The following is a 17221-nucleotide window of genomic DNA, read 5'->3' as shown; positions in this document are numbered from 1 at the left end:
CACTGCTAAAGGGCGGGGATTGCGGGGGTGCGCGAGGTGGGTGCAAATTGGGGATTTTCGGCTACTGGGAGAATGCTATCGCTGGCTTGCCAGCGATGGCGCCGCGTCAGTCGACATTTTCGCTGCTGACCCACCGCTTTCGCGAGCAGGCTCGCTCCCACAGGGGATCTGCCGTGCGACTTAGATCCAGTGTGGGAGCTGGCCTGCCAGCGATAAGGGCGACCCGGTTTCAGCGCAATTGAAACCAGGTAGTTTTCAGTTGGGTGTATTTGTCGAATGAATGCAATGACAGATCCCGGCCAAAACCCGATTGCTTGCCGCCGCCGAAAGGCACCGTCACATCCAGCGCATCGACCGTGTTGACCGACACCGTACCCGCGCGCAACTTTCGCGCGACTCGATGGGCGCGGTTAAGGTCATCGGTCCACAGCGACGCCGCCAACCCGTAGACACTGTCGTTTGCCAACCGCACCGCGTCCTCTTCACTGTCGAATGGCACGACCGCCAGCACGGGCCCAAATACCTCTTCACGAAACAGCGGCATGTCAGCTGTCACACCGGTAAAAATCGTCGGCTCAATAAAATTATCCGACCCGTTGAAACGCCGCTGCTGCCCACCACACACCCGCGTCGCCCCCGACTGCTCGGCATTGCGAATAAAGCGCATGATGCTCGCCGTCTGTTTGCTGTCGACAATCGCCCCGGCGCTGCTCTGCGGATCCAGCGGATCCCCCGGTAACCAACGCTCGGCCTGTGCTTTCAGGCGTTCGACAAACGCATCATGAATCGAGCGCTCCACCAGCAAGCGCGAGTTGGCCGAGCAGACTTCGCCCTGATTGAAGAAGATCCCGAACGCGGCTTTCTCCGCCGCCAGATCGAGATCCTGACAGTCAGCGAACACCAGATTGGCACTCTTGCCGCCGCACTCCAGCCAGACCTGTTTGAGGTTCGATTGTGCGGAGTACTGCATGAAATATTTGCCGACCTGCGTCGAGCCAGTGAACACCAGACAATCGACATCCGCGTGCAGACCCAAGGCCTTGCCAGTCTGCTCGCCAAGCCCCGGCAACACGTTCAGCACACCCGGCGGCAGCCCTGCTTCCAGCGCCAGTTCGGCCAGACGCAGTGCCGAAAACGGCGACTGCTCGGCCGGTTTGAGGATCACCGAATTGCCCGCCGCCAACGCCGGCGCGAGCTTCCACGCGGCCATGTCCAAGGGGAAATTCCATGGCACCACAGCAGCGACTACACCGAGTGCTTCACGGGTGATGGTCGCGAGCACATTCGGCGCACTGGGCGCGACCTGATCGTAGAGTTTGTCGATGGCTTCGGCGTACCAACGGAACACCCCGGCGGCGCCCGGCACGTCGATGTTGTAGGCATCCATCACCGGTTTGCCCATGTTCAGCGAGTCGAGCAACGCCAGTTCTTCGCGATGACTCATCAGTAAATCAGCCAGACGCAGCAGCACCTGTTTGCGCTCGGCCGGAGCACGTTGCGACCACGTACCGGCCTCAAAAACCTGTCGTGAATTGCGCACCGCCGCGTCGACATCAGCCTCGCCGCACGCAGCGACGTTGGCCAGACATTGCCCGGTCGCCGGGTTTATCGCAGCGAAAGTCTGCCCCGATTGCGCCGCGCAATGCTTGCCGTCGATCACGGCCTGATCGGGAAACTTCAATGCAACGGCGCGGCGCTGCCACTCTGCAAGCTCGAACACGACGGATGCTCCTGAGACGTTATTGTGCCTCGATGGTCGCTCAGGCCCGCACGGGCTAAAAATAGTAAAAATGTCTTCGCAGGCAATAAAAACACTGGGCAACGACTTTCCCCAAACCCCGCGCAGGTGGCTATGGTTGAGGGACAACAACATCGTCGCGCAACGGACGTGGCGGCGCACAAATTGCTTGCAAGTCGAGTCCGCTCGTCCTGAGGTTTGCCGTGGCCGCCTACAATTTGCGTCAGCTGAAATACTTCATCACCACCGTCGAATGCGGCAGCGTTGCCGAGGCTTCGCGCAAGCTGTACATCGCGCAGCCGGCGATTTCCACCGCGATCAAAGGCCTGGAAGACAGCTTCGGCGTGCAACTGCTGATCCGTCACCACGCCCAAGGTGTGTCACTGACCCCAAGCGGTGCGCGGTTCTTTCGCAAGGCTCAAGAACTGTTGCGCATGGCCAAGGAGTTCGAACAGAACGCCCTCGCCGACAACGACGTGGTCGCCGGGCAGATCGATATCGGTTGTTTCGAAACGGTCGCGCCGTTGTATTTGCCGCAGTTGATTTCCGGGTTCTCGGGGCTGTATCCGGGCGTGAAAATCCGCATTCGCGACGGTGAGCAACAAGAGCTGGTGCAAGGCCTGACGTCAGGCGCGTTCGATCTGGTGATTCTTTATGAACATGAGCTCGACGCGACCATCCAGACCGAACCGCTTATGCCGGCGCAACGACCTTATGCGTTGTTGCCGGCGGATCATCGCTTTGCCCAGTACAAGCAAGTGTCGCTGCGCGATCTGTGTCTGGACCCGATGATCTTGCTTGATGTGCAGCCGAGCCGGACCTACTTCGTCAGCCTGTTCGAAGAGCTTGGATTAACACCGCGTATCGAGTTCAGCTCGCCATCGATTGAAATGGTGCGCGGAATGGTTGGCCAAGGTTTCGGCTTTTCGATTCTGGTAACCAGACCGCATTCGGAATGCACCTACGATGGCAAGAAAGTCGTGTGCGTGGACATCGTCGAAGACGTCACCGGTTCCGGTTTGGTGGCGGCGTGGCTCAAGCGCGGGCAGTTGACCAAACCGGCGCAGCTGTTCGCCGATTATTGCCGCGAGCAACTGACCGCGAAGACCGCTCACATGCCTGGTGGAATATAACCGGGGACATACCTGACATTGGTGCACTTGCCATGCAGGATCCGTCCATCTTCGATCAGGAACTGCGCGATCTTCTTCTGTTGGTTGATTTTCGCCTGCAATTTGCAATCGGAACTGTGCCCGACTTGTTGATAGTGCTCGGTGTACACCATGCCATTGCCGGTATGGGTCATCGAAGTCCCGGCCGCTTCGGTGGTGGTCCAGCTCGCGGACTTGTACCAGGTCAGCACCGCCAAGGGTTCGCCGTTCGGACCGATCTCCTTTTTCATCGAGTCGGGTTTGCCGAACAAGTCCAGCGCTTCCTGCGCATCACGCCCTTCCCAGCGGCTCTGCGCAATGGTGGAACAGCCAGTCAAGAGCAACGCGGCCAACACGGTGGCCAGCAATAAACGGATGTAAGTCATGGGCTGTCCCGGCTTATTTTTTAAGTTCGAGCAGACTGTCGATGTTGTCCATCATCTGGCTCTTTTCCTGAATCGGTGCAAGTTTGAAGAACATCTGCTGGAGCATCTGGATCATTTGCATGTATTCCATCTTGCCCACGGCGGCCATGTCGTTTTTAGCCCGACTACCCGGCGCGCAGGCAAACTTCAGCGCTTGCTGGACCCAGAATTCTTTCGGGGTCTGCCATTGGTTGGCAACTTTCAGATGACGCAGGGTGTATGCGAGACGCTCGATGGACTGGCCATTGATAAAACGTACCTTGCCCGTAGAGCACTGGGTTTCGAGGTTGTACACGTCGATCATTGGTTTGCCGGGTTCTTCATACACCAGCGTGACCGCCACCATGGTCGCGCCTTTGGTTTTTTCCGAGGGCACCACCGACGTCGCATCCGCCACGTACATGATGTTTTTATGGGCAACGCCGTTGCCGTAGATAATCCACCAGTCGCCAACCGGGTTGGATTCTTCGGCATTTGCCGAATTGCAGGCAACGACAAGCGCAGCCGACAAGAAGATCAGCTTCTTGAACTTGAGAAAAGATGACATGGGCAGTTCCGTTCCTTGGGCACAGGTTGCCAGGCAGCAACTTGTTATTGTTCGGGCCGCCACTTTAGGAGGCGGCCCGAACAGGGGCAATTAGGGCGGATGGGCTAATGGCGCGCTGCCACTACTGCTCAGGTGCCCCGAGGCTTCGCTCGCGCCGTGGCTTCGGCGACCAGCGGATCATCCGGCCAATAATGCTTCGGATAGCGACCCTTCAAATCCTTTTTCACCTCGGCATAGGTGCTGCGCCAGAAGTTGGCCAGATCCTGCGTCACCTGCACCGGTCGCCTTGCTGGCGACAACAGATGCAACTTGACCACCTGCCGCCCGCCGGCAATGCGCGGGGTATCGGCGAGCCCGAACAACTCTTGCAAACGCACCGCGAGAATCGGCGGAAACTCGCTGTAGTCCAGACGAATCGACGACCCCGACGGCACACTCAGATGATGTGGCGCCAGCTCATCGAGCTTCTGCGGCAGCGGCCATGGCAGCAGATTGCGCACAATGCTCGACAGGTCGAGGTTGGCAAAATGACTGAGCCGCGAGACCTTGCCCAGATACGGCATCAGCCAGTCTTCGAGGGTGTTCAGTAATGTCGCATCGCTGACATCCGGCCACTGACTGTCGTCCTGATGGTTCAATTCCAACTGGCGCAACAACGCCACCCGCGCCTGCCACTGACGCAATTCCGGCGTCCACGGCAACAGCTCCAGCCCCTTGCGCCGCACCAGATTGACCAACGCCTGACTGCGCGCATTTTCATCAAGACCGGTCAACGGCTCACGGCTGAGAATCAACTCGCCGACCTTGCGCTGGCGCTCGGCGCGCAGCACACCTTCGCGCTCGTCCCAGTCGAGTTGATCAACGTTGCGCACCTGTTCGCCAAGCACTGAATCGAACAGCGCCGGATCGAAATCCGCCGCCAGATAAATGCGTTCTTCGCGCTGGCCCTGACGGCTGCCGAGATCGGCGATGACGATCCACGGCTCTTTCATCAGGCTGTCGGCTTCGGCGAACAGCGCCGCGCGACCGTTGGCCAGACGATATTCGGCGCCACCGGCACGCCGCTGTTGCGCGACGCGATCCGGGTAGGCCAGCGCCAGCAAGGCGCCGAGCCAGCGCGGATGATCGGGATCGCTGACCGGCTCGCTCGCCTTGCCGCGCAGATAACCGCGATATTGCCGCGCCAGTTGCCGGGCGCGCTGCACACCACCCTGCGCACCGCGAGCAGCGCGTTCTTCGCCGGATAGCAGGACCAATCGACTGTGCAAATCCGCCCCGGCACCGCGCAAGATATCGCGCTCGCCCAGCAGCGCGGCGACATCGCAGGCCATGTTCGCCAGCCCCAGCGCCTGACCGCGCAGGAGCAAATGCCCGATGCGCGGATGCGCCGGCAACTCAGCCATGGCCTGACCGTGAGTGGTCAGCGTTTCCCCTTCCAGCGCACCGAGCCGTTGCAGCAAATCCTGCGCCTGTGCATAAGCCGCCGCTGGCGGAACATCCAGCCAGACCAGTTCACCCGGCGTGACACCCCAGCGCCCCAATTGCAGAGCGAGGCTGGCGAGATCCGCCGAGAGAATTTCCGCACTGCCATAAGCGGCGAGTTGTTCGTGCTGATCCTGCGACCACAAGCGATAACAAACCCCCGGTTCCAGTCGCCCGGCGCGGCCCGCACGCTGAGTGGCGCTGGCCTTGGAAATCCGCTGGGTATCGAGGCGGGTCATGCCGCTGCCGGGGTCGAAACGCGGCACCCGCGCCAGCCCGGCATCAATGACTACGCGCACGCCGTTGATGGTCAAACTGGTTTCGGCAATGTTGGTCGCCAGCACCACTTTGCGCTGGCCGGTCGGCGCCGGGTCGATGGCGGCACGCTGGGCGTTGAGGTCCAGTTCGCCGTGCAATGGGCACAGCAAAACATCGCTGCGCTCACCGATGGCGTCGGCCAGTTGTTGATGGACGCGACGGATTTCCGCCTGCCCCGGCAGGAACACCAACAGGCTGCCGGTTTCGTCGTGCAGCGCTTCGAGCACGGTTTGCGTAACGCGCTGATCGATGTACTCGCCGGGCTGATACGGCCGGCCCCAACGCATCGTCACCGGGTACATGCGGCCTTCGCTGCGCAGGATCGGCGCGTCATCCAGCAACCCGGCCAGACGCTCGCCTTCCAGCGTGGCCGACATCAGCAAAATCTTCAGCGGCTGTTCAGCCCGGAACAGGTCGCGACCGTTCAGACTTAAGGCCAGCGCCAGATCGGCGTCGAGGCTGCGTTCGTGAAATTCGTCAAAGATCAGCAGGCCCACGCCTTCCAGCGCCGGATCATCCTGCAAACGGCGGGTGAGAATGCCTTCGGTGACCACTTCGATACGCGTATTGGGGCCGACTTTGCTGTCGAGACGAATGCGATAACCGACGGTTTCACCGACCTTCTCACCCAGTTCACTGGCCAATCTTTCTGCAGCTGCACGCGCGGCGAGACGGCGCGGTTCAAGCATCAGAATGGTCTGCCCGGCCAGCCACGCTTCATTGAGCAAGGCCAAAGGCACGCGGGTGGTTTTACCGGCGCCCGGCGGTGCTTCGAGCACGGCTTCGTGGCGTGTCGCAAGGGCTTCACGCAGGGCGGGTAAAACATCATCGATTGGCAAAGAAATCATGCTGGCTCCCCAGGGCGTGCCCACAGTAAATTGCGAGTCGCGTTAAAGTTGTGAGCGTGCCAGGCAAGGCGCGGGACGCAGGTAAGGGTCGTTTCCTTGCCAAGTCCCGCAACGCAGCACGGCGCGCTCACAGCTTTAGCCCGTAGGGCCGAACCCCGATAGGATTCATTAGCCTTCACGCGGTGTCGATCTGGAGAAAACAACTTCAATCCTCAACGTATTTCGGTAGGGGTGAGACGAGGCCGCAATTTACTGTGGGCATGCCCTGCCAGGCCCGAGTATAACGGCGAACTGCTAGGCGTTCGTCAGGGTCTTAACTTCACACGACTACGCTTCGTTCTTAGATGAATCAGGAGATTTCCCCATGCGCTTACCTTTTCGCCTGATCGGCGGTGTACTGGTCGCCACCCTGCTCACGCAAATCACCGCGTGCGGTTCGATTTTCTACCCGGACCGGCGCGGTCAGATCGACGGCAAGATCGACCCGGCGATTGCCGTGCTCGACGCCGTGGGCCTGCTGTTCTACATCATCCCCGGGCTGATCGCGTTTGCCGTCGACTTCGCCACCGGTGCGATCTATTTCGAACCGGGCCACACTGCGCAGATCGACCCGGCCAAACTCAAGCAAGCCATCGGCCCGGACGGTCAGGTCGATAATCACAAGTTGCAGGCTATTCTCGAAAGCGAGTTGGGCCGAGATTTCCCACTGGATGATCCGCGCCTGATTCAACACAAGGGCAGCACTCAACAACTGGCGATGTTCGGCCTGCAACCCGCCGCTTAAAAAGGACGTTCAATGACATCCAGCCCCGAACACGCCCGCCTGCTCAGGCTGGCGACCCGCGCCTCGGTAGCGGTGGCGTGCACGCTGATCATCGCCAAAGCCATCGCCTGGTGGCTCAGCGGCTCGGTGAGCATGCTCGCCGGCCTTACCGACTCGGCGCTGGATGGCATCGCTTCGCTGCTCAATCTGCTGGCCGTGCATTACGCGCTGCGCCCGGCCGATGACGATCACCGTTATGGTCACGGCAAGGCGGAGTCGCTGGCAGGGATGGCGCAGGCGCTGTTCATTGGCGGCAGCGCGGTATTGATCGCGTTTCAAGCCTATGAACGCATCCAGCATCCGGAACCGCTCGGCGCACCGTGGATCAGCATTGGCGTGATCATTTTCTCATTGCTGCTGACGGTGGCCTTGCTGGTGCTGCAGCATCGAGTGATCAAGCAGACCGGTTCCAACGCCGTGCGTGCCGACTCACTGCATTACCGATCCGACCTGTTACTCAACGGCAGTATTCTGGTGGCGTTGGTGTTGGCCGGGTTCGGCTGGCATCAACTGGATGCCTGGTTCGGACTCGGCATTGCCGCCTATATCCTGTGGAGTGCAATCCAGATCGCCCGGGAAAGTTTTTCGGTGCTTATGGATGAAGAACTGCCAACCGACGTCAGCCAGCACATGCTCGAACTGGCCTGCAGTGTGCCGGGGGTGTTGGGCGCGCATGACTTGCGCACGCGGATCTCCGGCAACCACTGGTTCGTGCAGTTGCATCTGGAATTGCCGGGGGAATTGACCTTGTCAGTGGCACACGGCATCAGCGACCAAGCCGCCGATGCCATTCACAAGGCCTACCCGCGAGCCGAGGTGCTGGTGCACGCCGACCCGCAGGAAGTGGTCAAGTCAGAACGGGCGCAAACCCGGCTTCAGTAACTGACCTGATAACCGCGACTGCTCAGGCAACTCCCTTGAGCCTGGCGGTAGGCCTGCACCACTTCGGGTGCCGGCTGATACGTCGCGGTGCGCGGGTCGAAACCGCTTTGCTGCACGGCGTACTGATAGCACTGGTATCCATCCTGCTGCACCTGCTCCGGCGACTGGCCGTTGGCCGGATAGGCTTCGACGTCATAGCCTTGGGATTGCGGCTGCGGTTGCGGCTGAACCGGCGGCTCGACGACTACATAATCCTGGGTCGCCTCCTGATACGCGTAGTAGGCACCGGCGGCGAGGAACAATAGCGAACCGCCGATCCACACTTCACGGGCGTAATCGGGCAAATACTGAATGCGAATCCCGCGTGGCGGCTGCACGACGATGTAGCGCGGGCCTTGCGGGCGATACCAGTAGCCTGCGGAGTAGAAGTAATCCTGACCGCGATACGGCACGCGGTAGTCACGATCCGGGAAACGGTCGATCACATGCCCCGGTCGATATTGCGGACCAGCCCCCCAGCCATTGCCATGACCATCCGGACGGCCCGGCCAGCGATTGTCATTGGGCCGGTTACCGGTCTGCCATTGCTGATTGTGATAACCGTTTTGCGGGCGCTCGTCGCGGTAGTAACCCTGACGCGGTTCCTGGGTCTGGCGCACGGTATCGGGCCGTGGCTGGATCGGCAGGCTGTTCGCCGGCAGTTGTGGCGGTGGTGGCGGCTGGCGCACCGGATTGGGGTTGTACGCCGGACGGTTCTGGTCGTGGTTTTGCCACTGGCCATTGTTGTTGTGCTGCTGGCCGTTGTGCTCGAACTGGCGACTGTTGTCGCCACGAATGATCTCGTTGTTCTGCGGGCGCGGCTGATTCTGCTGTGGCTGATTATTCTGCGGACGCGGCTGATTGTTGCCGCCATGGCCCTGATTATTGCCCTGATGGTCCTGGCCATGGCCACCGCCCTCCGGCCCGCGATTCTGCGGTTCATCGGCAAGCGCTTGCGCACTGACACTCACACACAGCAAACCAACACCGGCCAGACGCCAGATGCGCGAATTCATGCTTTTTCTCACTGCGGGGCCTGTAAATGTAAGAGGGCTTGTCACTAAGACCGGGAATACACACACCGGGTTCTGCAACAGGTTATCAGTCACGCAACTTATTTACTGAGCGTCCGGCATGAAATCGCAGGCAAGAAAAAAGGGAGACCCGTCGGCCTCCCTTTAGAGAACTTCGTCCTGGCTCGACGCTTTTGACGTCGGCTCACCTCACGCCGTCTTCTGGACAGTGTGCAGCTCGGGGGCCGGCACAACCCCGGTGGGGGTGGCGGCCGCGGCGGGCCTGATAGGGCGGGCCGCTGTGGACTGTGTTACCGAGCAGTGATTCTGGTGATAAGAATAGGCCTGAGACGGCGACAGAGGATTGCGAAGATTGCTGAAATAAACACCACTTGCGCAATTTTTAACCCTGGATAGATAATCTGCCGCAATAGTTACAACCAAGGACAGATTGATGAGCAAACTCGACCGTTACGACCTGAGTATTTTGGCGGAATTGCAGCGCGACGCCCGCATCTCCAACCAGGAGCTGGCCGAGCGCATCGGTCTGTCGCCCTCCCCTTGCTCGCGCCGGGTCAAGCAACTGGAAGACGACGGCTACATCTCGCGCCAGGTCGCATTGCTCGATCGCAAGATGCTCGGGCTGAGCCTGACCGCGTATGTGCTGATCGGCATGGACCGGCATACGCCGGAGCGTTTCGAGAATTTCGAAGCGGCGATTCGCACGTTGCCGCAGGTGCTGGAGTGCAGCCTGGTGACGGGGGTGGATGCTGACTATCAGTTGAAAGTGGTAGTGCCGGATATGGATCACTATCAGAAGCTATTGCTGGGACACCTGACCCGGATTGAAGGCGTGACCAGTGTGCGCTCGAGTTTTGTGCTGAATCAGGTTTTGAACAGCACGGAACTGCCGCTGACCCACCTGCGCAACTGATCAAAAGCCCCTCACCCCAGCCCTCTCCCGGAGGGAGAGGGAGCCAACCGTGAGATGCTGAGGAAGTACGCCGACCTGAGGGTTCTGCTGTGAATCCATAATCGACTCGATCTTTCAGGTCGATGTATGACGCCAGACACCTCGGTCAGTCCCCTCTCCCTCTGGGAGAGGGTTAGGGTGAGGGCAAAGGCTTCGGATCAGACCCAGATCAATGCCACCCCGCACACCTTGGCGTATACTCGCCGCGCCCTTTTAGCCGCGCCCATGCCGGAGAACCCCAATGGATCCAGCAGTATTCGAAGAGTGGATGATGACCGGTCTGGTCAGCATCCTGATCATTTTCATGGGTTTCATCGTCTGGGATCTGGCGAAGAAGTCCAAAGCCGGGCGCTTTGGCTCGTTCATTCTGTTCTTCGTACTGGGCCTGGGCGTGGCCGCGTTCATCATCAAGAGTGTGGTGATCGGCCTGATCGAGTCCGGCGCTTTATAAGCGCGCCGGCACTTCCTTCCACTGGCCCTGATCGAGTCCGTCGATCGTCCAGTCACCAATCTTCACCCGCACCAACCGCAATGTCGGCAGGCCTACCGCCGCCGTCATGCGCCGTACCTGACGGTTGCGCCCTTCGCGAATCACCAGTTCCAGCCATGACGTCGGTATGGTCGCGCGAAAACGTACCGGCGGATTGCGCGGCCACAATTCAGGCTCATCCAGTTGCCGCGCTTCGGCGGGCAAGGTCATGCCGTCATTCAGTTCAACGCCATCGCGCAAGCGCTGCAATTGCTCAGCCGTCGGCACACCTTCGACCTGCACCCAATAGGTCTTCGCCAGTTTGTGTTTCGGATCGGCGATACGCGCCTGCAACTGCCCGTCGTTGGTCAGCAGCAACAATCCTTCGCTGTCGCGATCCAGGCGTCCGGCCGGATAAATGCCGGGCACATCGATGAAATCCTTGAGCGTCGCCCGCCCTTCACCGTCGCTGAATTGCGTCAGCACATCGAACGGTTTGTTGAACAGGATCAGTTTCGGCTCGGCCGGCGGTGCCTTGGCAACACGGCGTGGCGCGGACGACTGAGGCTTCGCGCCGGGGCGGCGGGAAGGTGGACGCGGGGGACGAGACATAAGAGAACAGACATTTAGCGATCAGGGCTGACAATGCTAGTGCCCCGACCGCCAAATGACCACGACTAAGCGTTAACGGAACGGCGGCTCGTCGAAGCTGCGCAGTTTGCGCGAGTGCAACGAGTTGAGCTCGGTGCGCAGCAGGTCCACCGCTTCAATGCCGATCTTCAAGTGCTGGCTGACCGCGCGTTCATAGAAGGCGTTGGCCGAACCCGGCAGTTTGATTTCACTGTGCAGCGGTTTATCTGAAACGCAGAGCAACGTGCCGTACGGCACCCGCAGGCGATAACCCTGCGCTGCAATCGTGCCGCTTTCCATGTCCACGGCCACAGCGCGGGACAGGTTGATCAACGGTCGTTCCTGCGCCCAACGCAATTCCCAGTTACGGTCGTCGTAGGTCAGCACGGTGCCGGTGCGCAGGCGTTTCTTCAGGTCATCGCCCTTCTCGCCGGTGACGTTGGCCGCTGCTTGCTGCAGGGCCATTTGCACTTCCGCCAGGGCCGGGATCGGGATGTTTGGCGGCACCACACGGTCGAGAATGCCGTCGCGACGCATGTAAGCGTGGGCCAGCACATAGTCGCCGATGGTCTGCGACTGACGCAGACCGCCGCAGTGGCCGATCATCAGCCAGCAATGCGGACGCAGCACCGCCAAGTGGTCGGTGATGTTCTTGGCGTTGGACGGGCCGACGCCGATGTTGACCAGCGTCACGCCGTGGCCATCGCTGGCAATCAGGTGATAGGCCGGCATCTGGTATCGGTGCCAGACCACACCGGCCGCAATCGCCGATGCTTCGCCGTGATCCATGCCCTTCTCGATGATCACGTTGCCCGGCAAGACCATGCGCACGAATCGCGGGTCGCGGCGCAACTGTTCCAGACCATGGACGATGAACTGGTCGACATAGCGGTGATAGTTGGTCAGCAGAATCCACGGCTGTACATGGCGCCAATCGCTGCCGGTGTAGTGCACCAGACGGCGCAGGGAGAAATCCACGCGCGCAGCGTCAAACAAGGCCAGCGGCAGCGGATCGGTGTTTTCCCAGTCGTAGAGACCGTCGGCGATGCCATCGGTGGCGGCGGACAGGTCGGTACTCGGGAACACCCGCGCCAGCACGGCAGCAGTGACGCCGGAACCGGCGAGTTCATCGCCCTGCTCGACCACATACGGATACGGAATGTTTTGCTGGCTGACGCCGACTTCCACGGTCACGGTGAAGTCGTGCATCAATGGCACCAACTGTTCGAGCAGGTATTTGCGGAACGCCGCCGGGTGGGTGACGGTGACGCTGTAAGTGCCCGGCAGTTGCACCTTGGCATAAGCGCGGGTGGTCTGCGGCACTTCGCCCTGGCAGTGATAGGTCAGACGCAGTTCGGGATAACGAAACAGAGCACGCTGCGCAGCGTCGGGTTCGACGCGATCCTTGAGGTAACGCTTGAGCGCCGAGTTCAGCGCAGTGGTGGCCCGCTCATGCAGCTCGGCCAGACGGTCCACGGCTTGTTCGGCGGTTTGAACGACAATAAACGCTTCGGTCACGATCAGCTTCCTGTGTTCTGACTTGCAGAGCTTCATCTTGCCTGCATCGTGGCGTCACGGGAACAGTGGCGTTGTGGGTGTACCCAAATCTTCCCATCTAGGGAGATCCCGTGGGAGCGAGCTTGCTCGCGAATACGGATTGTCATTCAACATAGCTGTCGACTGATGTACCGCTTTCGCGAGCAAGCTCGCTCCCACAGGGTTTTGTGCCGCTTGGGAAATTGAGCTCAGAAACCTTGCGGGGTTGAGCGGGCGACGATGGCTTCGACGTCCAGTCCGCGAGGTAATGCACCGTAAACCCGGCCGCCACCGCTCAGGCGGCTGGCGATGAAGGCATCGCTGACCGTTGAATTTCCGGCCTCCAACAGAAGCTTGGCCTGTAAACCGAGCGCGATGTCTTCGGTCAGTTGCCGCGCGCGATACTGAATATCACTGGTGTCTTTGAACTGCGCCTGCAACTGCTGAATATGCGCCGCCAGACGCTTGTCGCCATGCCCGTCACCGAGTTCGCTGAACAACACATCCAGCACCCCCGGCTCTTTCGACAACGCGCGCAGCACGTCGAGGCATTGCACATTCCCCGAGCCTTCCCACGTAGAGTTCACCGGTGCCTCACGGTACAGACGCGGCAGGATACTGTCCTCGACATACCCGGCGCCGCCCATGCACTCGGCCGCTTCGTTGATCATCCCCGGCGCACGCTTGCAGATCCAATACTTGCCCACCGCCGTCACCAGCCGCGCAAATTGCGCTTCGTGGCGATCGTCCAGATGATCCAGCGCCTTGCCCATGCGCAAACTCAGGGCCAGCGCGGCTTCGCTTTCCAGGGCCAGATCAGCCAGGACGTTTTGCATCAACGGCTGTTCGCTGAGCAGCTTGCCGCCAACCTTGCGGTGCGCGCAGTGATGGCTGGCCTGGGTCAGCGCCTGGCGCATCAAAGCGCTGGAACCGACCATGCAATCGAACCGAGTCATGGCGACCATCTCGATAATAGTCGGCACGCCGCGCCCTTCCTCACCGACCATCCACGCCAGCGCGCCACGGAACTCCACTTCGCTGGAGGCGTTGGACTGGTTGCCGAGTTTGTTTTTCAGGCGCTGGATGTAGAACTGATTGCGCGTGTCGTCCGGGCGATGACGCGGCAACAGGAAGCAGCTCAAACCCTTGTCGGTCTGCGCCAGCGTGAGGAAGGCATCGCACATCGGCGCCGAGCAGAACCACTTGTGCCCGACCAGTTCATAGGCCTGACCCGGGCCACTGGCGCCGACCGGGTAAGCCTTGGTGGTATTGGCGCGCACGTCGGTGCCGCCCTGTTTCTCGGTCATGGCCATGCCGATGGTCACGCCGGCCTTGTGCGCCATGCCGACGTTGCGCAGGTCGTATTCGGTGGCGAGGACTTTCGGTAGCCATTGCTCGGCCAGATTCGGCTGCAAACGCAGGGCCGGCACGCTGGCGAAAGTCATGGTCAACGGGCAACCGCTGCCGGCTTCTGCCTGGCTGTGCAGATAGGTCATCGAGGCGCGCGCGACGTGCGCGCCGTCCTGTGGATGGGTCCATGGCAGCGACGTCAGGCCATGCTCGATCGCCGTGCCCATCAGTTCGTGATAGGCCGGATGAAATTCCACCAGATCGATGCGATGACCGTAGCGGTCATGGCTGGCGAACGTTGGTTTATTCTGGTTGGCGAGGAACCCGGCTTCCATCAACGGCCCACCAGCGAGTGCACCGTAGGCATCGATCCGCGACTCCGCCCACCCGGCACCAAAGCGCCGCGACCACTCCTGCAACGGCAGGTCGATGCGGTACAGGTTAGTGCCGTCCAGCGACGGTGGCTGGTTGGTGACTTCGTGGGTTTCGGCGAACTGATGCAGGTTCATGACGGGCTCCTTCGGGCAACCAAGGAACCCAGTTAAGCACCGCTCCGCAACCGGTCAAAGTGTCATATCCGCCGAATTCGCGGCGCTTTTACCCTACTAGCAGCACAGCACCCGCCGCTCCAGTGCAGATTGCAGATCTTCGAATTTTACGGGTTTGTTCAAGTAATCGACAGGCGCCCCCGTTGCGCAAAGCTCTCGGTCGGCAGTTAGCGCCAGCATGAATACCGGCAAGTTCGCGCAGCCCGGCAACGCATGAATCTGGCAGCACAATGACGCGCCGTCGTAAGCCGGCAACTGGCAATCGATCAGCACTGCGTCGAAAGTCTCTCGTTGCAAGCAATCCAATGCCGCCGCGCCGTTGTCGGCGGTACGCACGCGAAAGCCGAGCTTGAGCAACATGCCGCGCATCACCAGTTGGTTGACACTGTTGTCATCCACCAGCAACACCGTGCAGTCCTGCGGTGCACGCACACAATCGTGCGAAGGCGCGACGATCGGCGCAGCTTCAACCGCCGGCAGTTCAAACTCAACGTCCAGTTGAAAACGGCTGCCACGTCCAGGTTCGGAGCGATGAGTAAGCTTGCCGCCAAGCAGCTCGACCAACTGTCGGCAGATCGCCAGCCCCACGCCCAGTCCGCCGTATTCGCGGGTCATCGAACCGTCGAGCTGGAAGAAGCGCTGGTACATCGTCGCCTCGCCCAGATCGGTAAAACCGATGCCAGTGTCGATCACCGCAAACGACAACGCCAGGCGATTGTCCGTCAACGGTTTGCCGGTCACCCGCAGCGCCAGCCCGCCGACGCGGGTGAACTTGATCGCGTTGTCCAGCAGGCATTCCAGACATTGCGCGAGTTTGGCGCTGTCGCCGTGCAAACGATCCGGCAGGGTCGGCAGCACCTCGACCTTGAAGTCCAGCGACTTGCTCGCCGCGTTGCTGTCGAACTGCACGCGCAGCGCTTCGACCACCGCGCGCAGGCTGAAACTGCCCGGCACAGCCTTGAGCTTGCCGGCCTGCAATTCCGTGAGGGTGAGGATGCCGTTGACCATGCGCATCATGTCTCGCGCGGAACCGGCGGCGGTCTGCTGGTATTGCTCAAGCTCCGGATCCAGCTCGACGGTCTGCATCAGCTCCAGCGAACCGATCACGCCGTTCATCGGTGTGCGCAATTCGTGGGTCAGGGTCGCGAGGAATTCGTCCTTGAGTTTGTTGCTGTGGGCCAGTTGCTGGTTGAGCACTTCGAGTTTCTGCCCGGCGTCATACAAGGTCTGCGCCTGTTGCTCGCGCATCGCATTGATCCGGTCGGCCAGTGCCAGCGACAGCAGCGCCACCTCGATAGCTGAGCCGATCTGGCTGGCATACATCGTCAGGAACACGTTCGGCAGCAAGCCGAGCACCATCAGCGTGTTGACGATGCCGCCGAGCAGAAACGCCGACCAGGCGATGATGAAATAGCGCGCCACGCGCAAACCACGCCACCAGGCCAGAATCCCGGCGGCGAAAATCACCACAGTGAAGGTCAGCGCCAGTATCGTCGCCAGGCGCAGCGACAACGCGTAACTGGTCATCAGCGACAAACCAACCACCAGCGCACCGAACGCGATCAGTGCAATCAGCAGGCGATCAAGCCAACGACTATGGTTTTTGGTCTGCAGGAAACTGCGGGCGAACTGACTGCCGAACAGCCCCGCACAGCCGATGAAAAATGGCGTGGCCGCGTTGGCCCACCACGGATTGTCCGGCCAGAAATACTCCACCGCCGCGCCGTTCACCGACAACTGATAAAGGCCGAACGAGGCGATATAGAAGATGTAATAGAGGTAACTGGTGTCGCGCACACTCAGATAGATGAACAGGTTGTAGACCAGCATCCCCAGCAGCACGCCATAAATGATCCCCAGCACATACAGGCGCACCGGCTGATCTTCGAGGTACGCGGTGCTCGACCACAACGTCACCGGTGCCTGAATCGAGCCTTCACTGGCCAGTCGCAGGTACACGGTTTGTTGTTGACCCGGTGCGAAAGCGAGGTCGAACAAATAGTTGTTCTGGCGGATCTCGCGGCTGGCGAACGGCCAGGCGTCGCCGGTTTGCCGGACGAGGCGGTAGTCGCCATTGGCGTCGGCCGTATAGAGGTCGAGATGGTCAAGCGGTGGATAAGCCAGTTCCAGCAGCCAGGTGCGCTGGGCGGCGGGATTGCTCGGACGGTACTGCAGGTCAATTTTCAGCCAGAACGCCGAGCGCGAGTAACCGGCATTAAGCGTGGCCTTATCGTGAACTTTGAAATTGCCGGCGGCAGCTTGCGCACGAACATCGGCAATGCTCGCCTGACCGCTCGGGTCTTCGAACACTTGCAGCGACCGGCCCAGAGGGAGGCTCTGGGTAAATTCGTCGAATTCGACGGCGCTCGCCATGAGTGGCAAGCAGAACAACAACATCAGCAAATAGCGCATTGAAGCCCCAGCGTGGCTCGTCCGGTTGTGTCAGGAA

General features: G+C 60.6%; 14 protein-coding genes. 5 read left to right on the top strand and 9 right to left on the bottom strand.

The annotated features are described in order from the left end of the window. Positions 1 to 229: 229 nt before the first annotated feature. Entirely contained in the window at positions 230 to 1720 is a 1491-nt protein-coding gene (locus tag BMY54_RS16695; RefSeq protein ID WP_093434655.1) for an aldehyde dehydrogenase, read from the bottom strand. Positions 1721 to 1941: 221 nt separating this feature from the next. Between BMY54_RS16695 and BMY54_RS16690 the strand changes: the two genes are divergently transcribed. Further along, a complete protein-coding gene (locus BMY54_RS16690; protein ID WP_093434653.1) occupies positions 1942 to 2871 on the top strand; it encodes a LysR family transcriptional regulator in 930 nt (309 codons plus the stop codon). Here the strand turns inward: BMY54_RS16690 and BMY54_RS16685 are convergent. The 3 genes from BMY54_RS16685 to hrpB form a co-directional block, all read right to left on the bottom strand. Next, positions 2850 to 3275: a hypothetical protein gene (locus tag BMY54_RS16685; protein ID WP_093434651.1), complete on the bottom strand. Its 426-nt coding sequence runs from the start codon at positions 3273 to 3275 to the stop codon at positions 2850 to 2852. The genes BMY54_RS16690 and BMY54_RS16685 overlap by 22 nt on opposite strands. Positions 3276 to 3288: 13 nt before the next feature. Then, complete coding sequence (locus BMY54_RS16680) at positions 3289 to 3861, bottom strand: hypothetical protein (protein WP_093434649.1); 573 nt, start codon at positions 3859 to 3861, stop codon at positions 3289 to 3291. Positions 3862 to 3989: 128 nt separating this feature from the next. Continuing rightward, complete coding sequence (gene hrpB, locus BMY54_RS16675) at positions 3990 to 6509, bottom strand: ATP-dependent helicase HrpB (protein WP_093434647.1); 2520 nt, start codon at positions 6507 to 6509, stop codon at positions 3990 to 3992. A 364-nt stretch (positions 6510 to 6873) separates the two neighbouring features. Here hrpB and BMY54_RS16670 point away from each other — a divergent pair, with 364 nt between their 5' ends. Both BMY54_RS16670 and BMY54_RS16665 read left to right on the top strand, forming a co-directional pair. Continuing rightward, positions 6874 to 7293: a hypothetical protein gene (locus BMY54_RS16670; protein WP_016986146.1), complete on the top strand. Its 420-nt coding sequence runs from the start codon at positions 6874 to 6876 to the stop codon at positions 7291 to 7293. Between the two features lie 12 nt (positions 7294 to 7305). Then, positions 7306 to 8214, top strand: coding sequence for a cation diffusion facilitator family transporter (locus tag BMY54_RS16665; protein ID WP_093434645.1), 909 nt, complete (start codon positions 7306 to 7308; stop codon positions 8212 to 8214). Here the strand turns inward: BMY54_RS16665 and BMY54_RS16660 are convergent. Next, entirely contained in the window at positions 8208 to 9269 is a 1062-nt protein-coding gene (locus BMY54_RS16660; protein ID WP_093434642.1) for a DUF6515 family protein, read from the bottom strand. The two genes, BMY54_RS16665 and BMY54_RS16660, sit on opposite strands and share 7 nt — an antisense overlap. A gap of 451 nt (positions 9270 to 9720) precedes the next feature. On the opposite strand from BMY54_RS16660, the gene BMY54_RS16655 reads away from it, so the two are divergent. Together BMY54_RS16655 and BMY54_RS16650 are read left to right on the top strand one after the other, a co-directional pair. Continuing rightward, the gene (locus tag BMY54_RS16655) at positions 9721 to 10200 is read left to right on the top strand and encodes an Lrp/AsnC family transcriptional regulator (RefSeq protein ID WP_008081091.1); all 480 of its coding nucleotides are present in this window, start codon (positions 9721 to 9723) and stop codon (positions 10198 to 10200) included. A 280-nt stretch (positions 10201 to 10480) separates the two neighbouring features. Then, positions 10481 to 10690 (top strand): DUF2788 domain-containing protein, encoded by a 210-nt coding sequence (locus BMY54_RS16650; protein ID WP_003228500.1) that lies wholly within the window; start codon positions 10481 to 10483, stop codon positions 10688 to 10690. Here BMY54_RS16650 and BMY54_RS16645 read toward each other — a convergent pair. From BMY54_RS16645 to BMY54_RS16630, 4 genes are all read right to left on the bottom strand, one after another. Next, a complete protein-coding gene (locus BMY54_RS16645) occupies positions 10685 to 11320 on the bottom strand; it encodes a pseudouridine synthase (protein WP_093434639.1) in 636 nt (211 codons plus the stop codon). The genes BMY54_RS16650 and BMY54_RS16645 overlap by 6 nt on opposite strands. Before the next feature lie 72 nt (positions 11321 to 11392). Further along, entirely contained in the window at positions 11393 to 12892 is a 1500-nt protein-coding gene (gene amn, locus BMY54_RS16640; protein WP_016986142.1) for an AMP nucleosidase, read from the bottom strand. 191 nt (positions 12893 to 13083) lie between these two features. Beyond that, the gene (locus BMY54_RS16635; RefSeq protein ID WP_093434636.1) at positions 13084 to 14733 is read right to left on the bottom strand and encodes an acyl-CoA dehydrogenase family protein; all 1650 of its coding nucleotides are present in this window, start codon (positions 14731 to 14733) and stop codon (positions 13084 to 13086) included. Positions 14734 to 14829: 96 nt separating this feature from the next. Beyond that, positions 14830 to 17184 carry a hybrid sensor histidine kinase/response regulator gene (locus BMY54_RS16630; protein WP_093434633.1) on the bottom strand — a complete coding sequence of 785 codons (2355 nt, stop codon included), beginning with the start codon at positions 17182 to 17184 and terminating at the stop codon, positions 14830 to 14832. Positions 17185 to 17221 lie beyond the last annotated feature (37 nt).

It is taken from the genome of Pseudomonas sp. ok266 (assembly GCF_900110195.1).
Classification (GTDB): domain Bacteria; phylum Pseudomonadota; class Gammaproteobacteria; order Pseudomonadales; family Pseudomonadaceae; genus Aquipseudomonas; species Aquipseudomonas neuropathica.
This window is presented reverse-complemented; position numbering and strand designations above follow the sequence as displayed.

Coding starts and splice junctions, on each gene's coding strand:
- BMY54_RS16685 (WP_093434651.1), bottom strand. CDS start 3,275: ATGACTTACATCCGTTTATTGCTGGCCACCGTGTTGGCCGCGTTGCTC.
- BMY54_RS16680 (WP_093434649.1), bottom strand. CDS start 3,861: ATGTCATCTTTTCTCAAGTTCAAGAAGCTGATCTTCTTGTCGGCTGCG.
- hrpB (WP_093434647.1), bottom strand. CDS start 6,509: ATGATTTCTTTGCCAATCGATGATGTTTTACCCGCCCTGCGTGAAGCC.
- BMY54_RS16670 (WP_016986146.1), top strand. CDS start 6,874: ATGCGCTTACCTTTTCGCCTGATCGGCGGTGTACTGGTCGCCACCCTG.
- BMY54_RS16665 (WP_093434645.1), top strand. CDS start 7,306: ATGACATCCAGCCCCGAACACGCCCGCCTGCTCAGGCTGGCGACCCGC.
- BMY54_RS16660 (WP_093434642.1), bottom strand. CDS start 9,269: ATGAATTCGCGCATCTGGCGTCTGGCCGGTGTTGGTTTGCTGTGTGTG.
- BMY54_RS16655 (WP_008081091.1), top strand. CDS start 9,721: ATGAGCAAACTCGACCGTTACGACCTGAGTATTTTGGCGGAATTGCAG.
- BMY54_RS16650 (WP_003228500.1), top strand. CDS start 10,481: ATGGATCCAGCAGTATTCGAAGAGTGGATGATGACCGGTCTGGTCAGC.
- BMY54_RS16645 (WP_093434639.1), bottom strand. CDS start 11,320: ATGTCTCGTCCCCCGCGTCCACCTTCCCGCCGCCCCGGCGCGAAGCCT.
- amn (WP_016986142.1), bottom strand. CDS start 12,892: ATGAAGCTCTGCAAGTCAGAACACAGGAAGCTGATCGTGACCGAAGCG.
- BMY54_RS16635 (WP_093434636.1), bottom strand. CDS start 14,733: ATGAACCTGCATCAGTTCGCCGAAACCCACGAAGTCACCAACCAGCCA.
- BMY54_RS16630 (WP_093434633.1), bottom strand. CDS start 17,184: ATGCGCTATTTGCTGATGTTGTTGTTCTGCTTGCCACTCATGGCGAGC.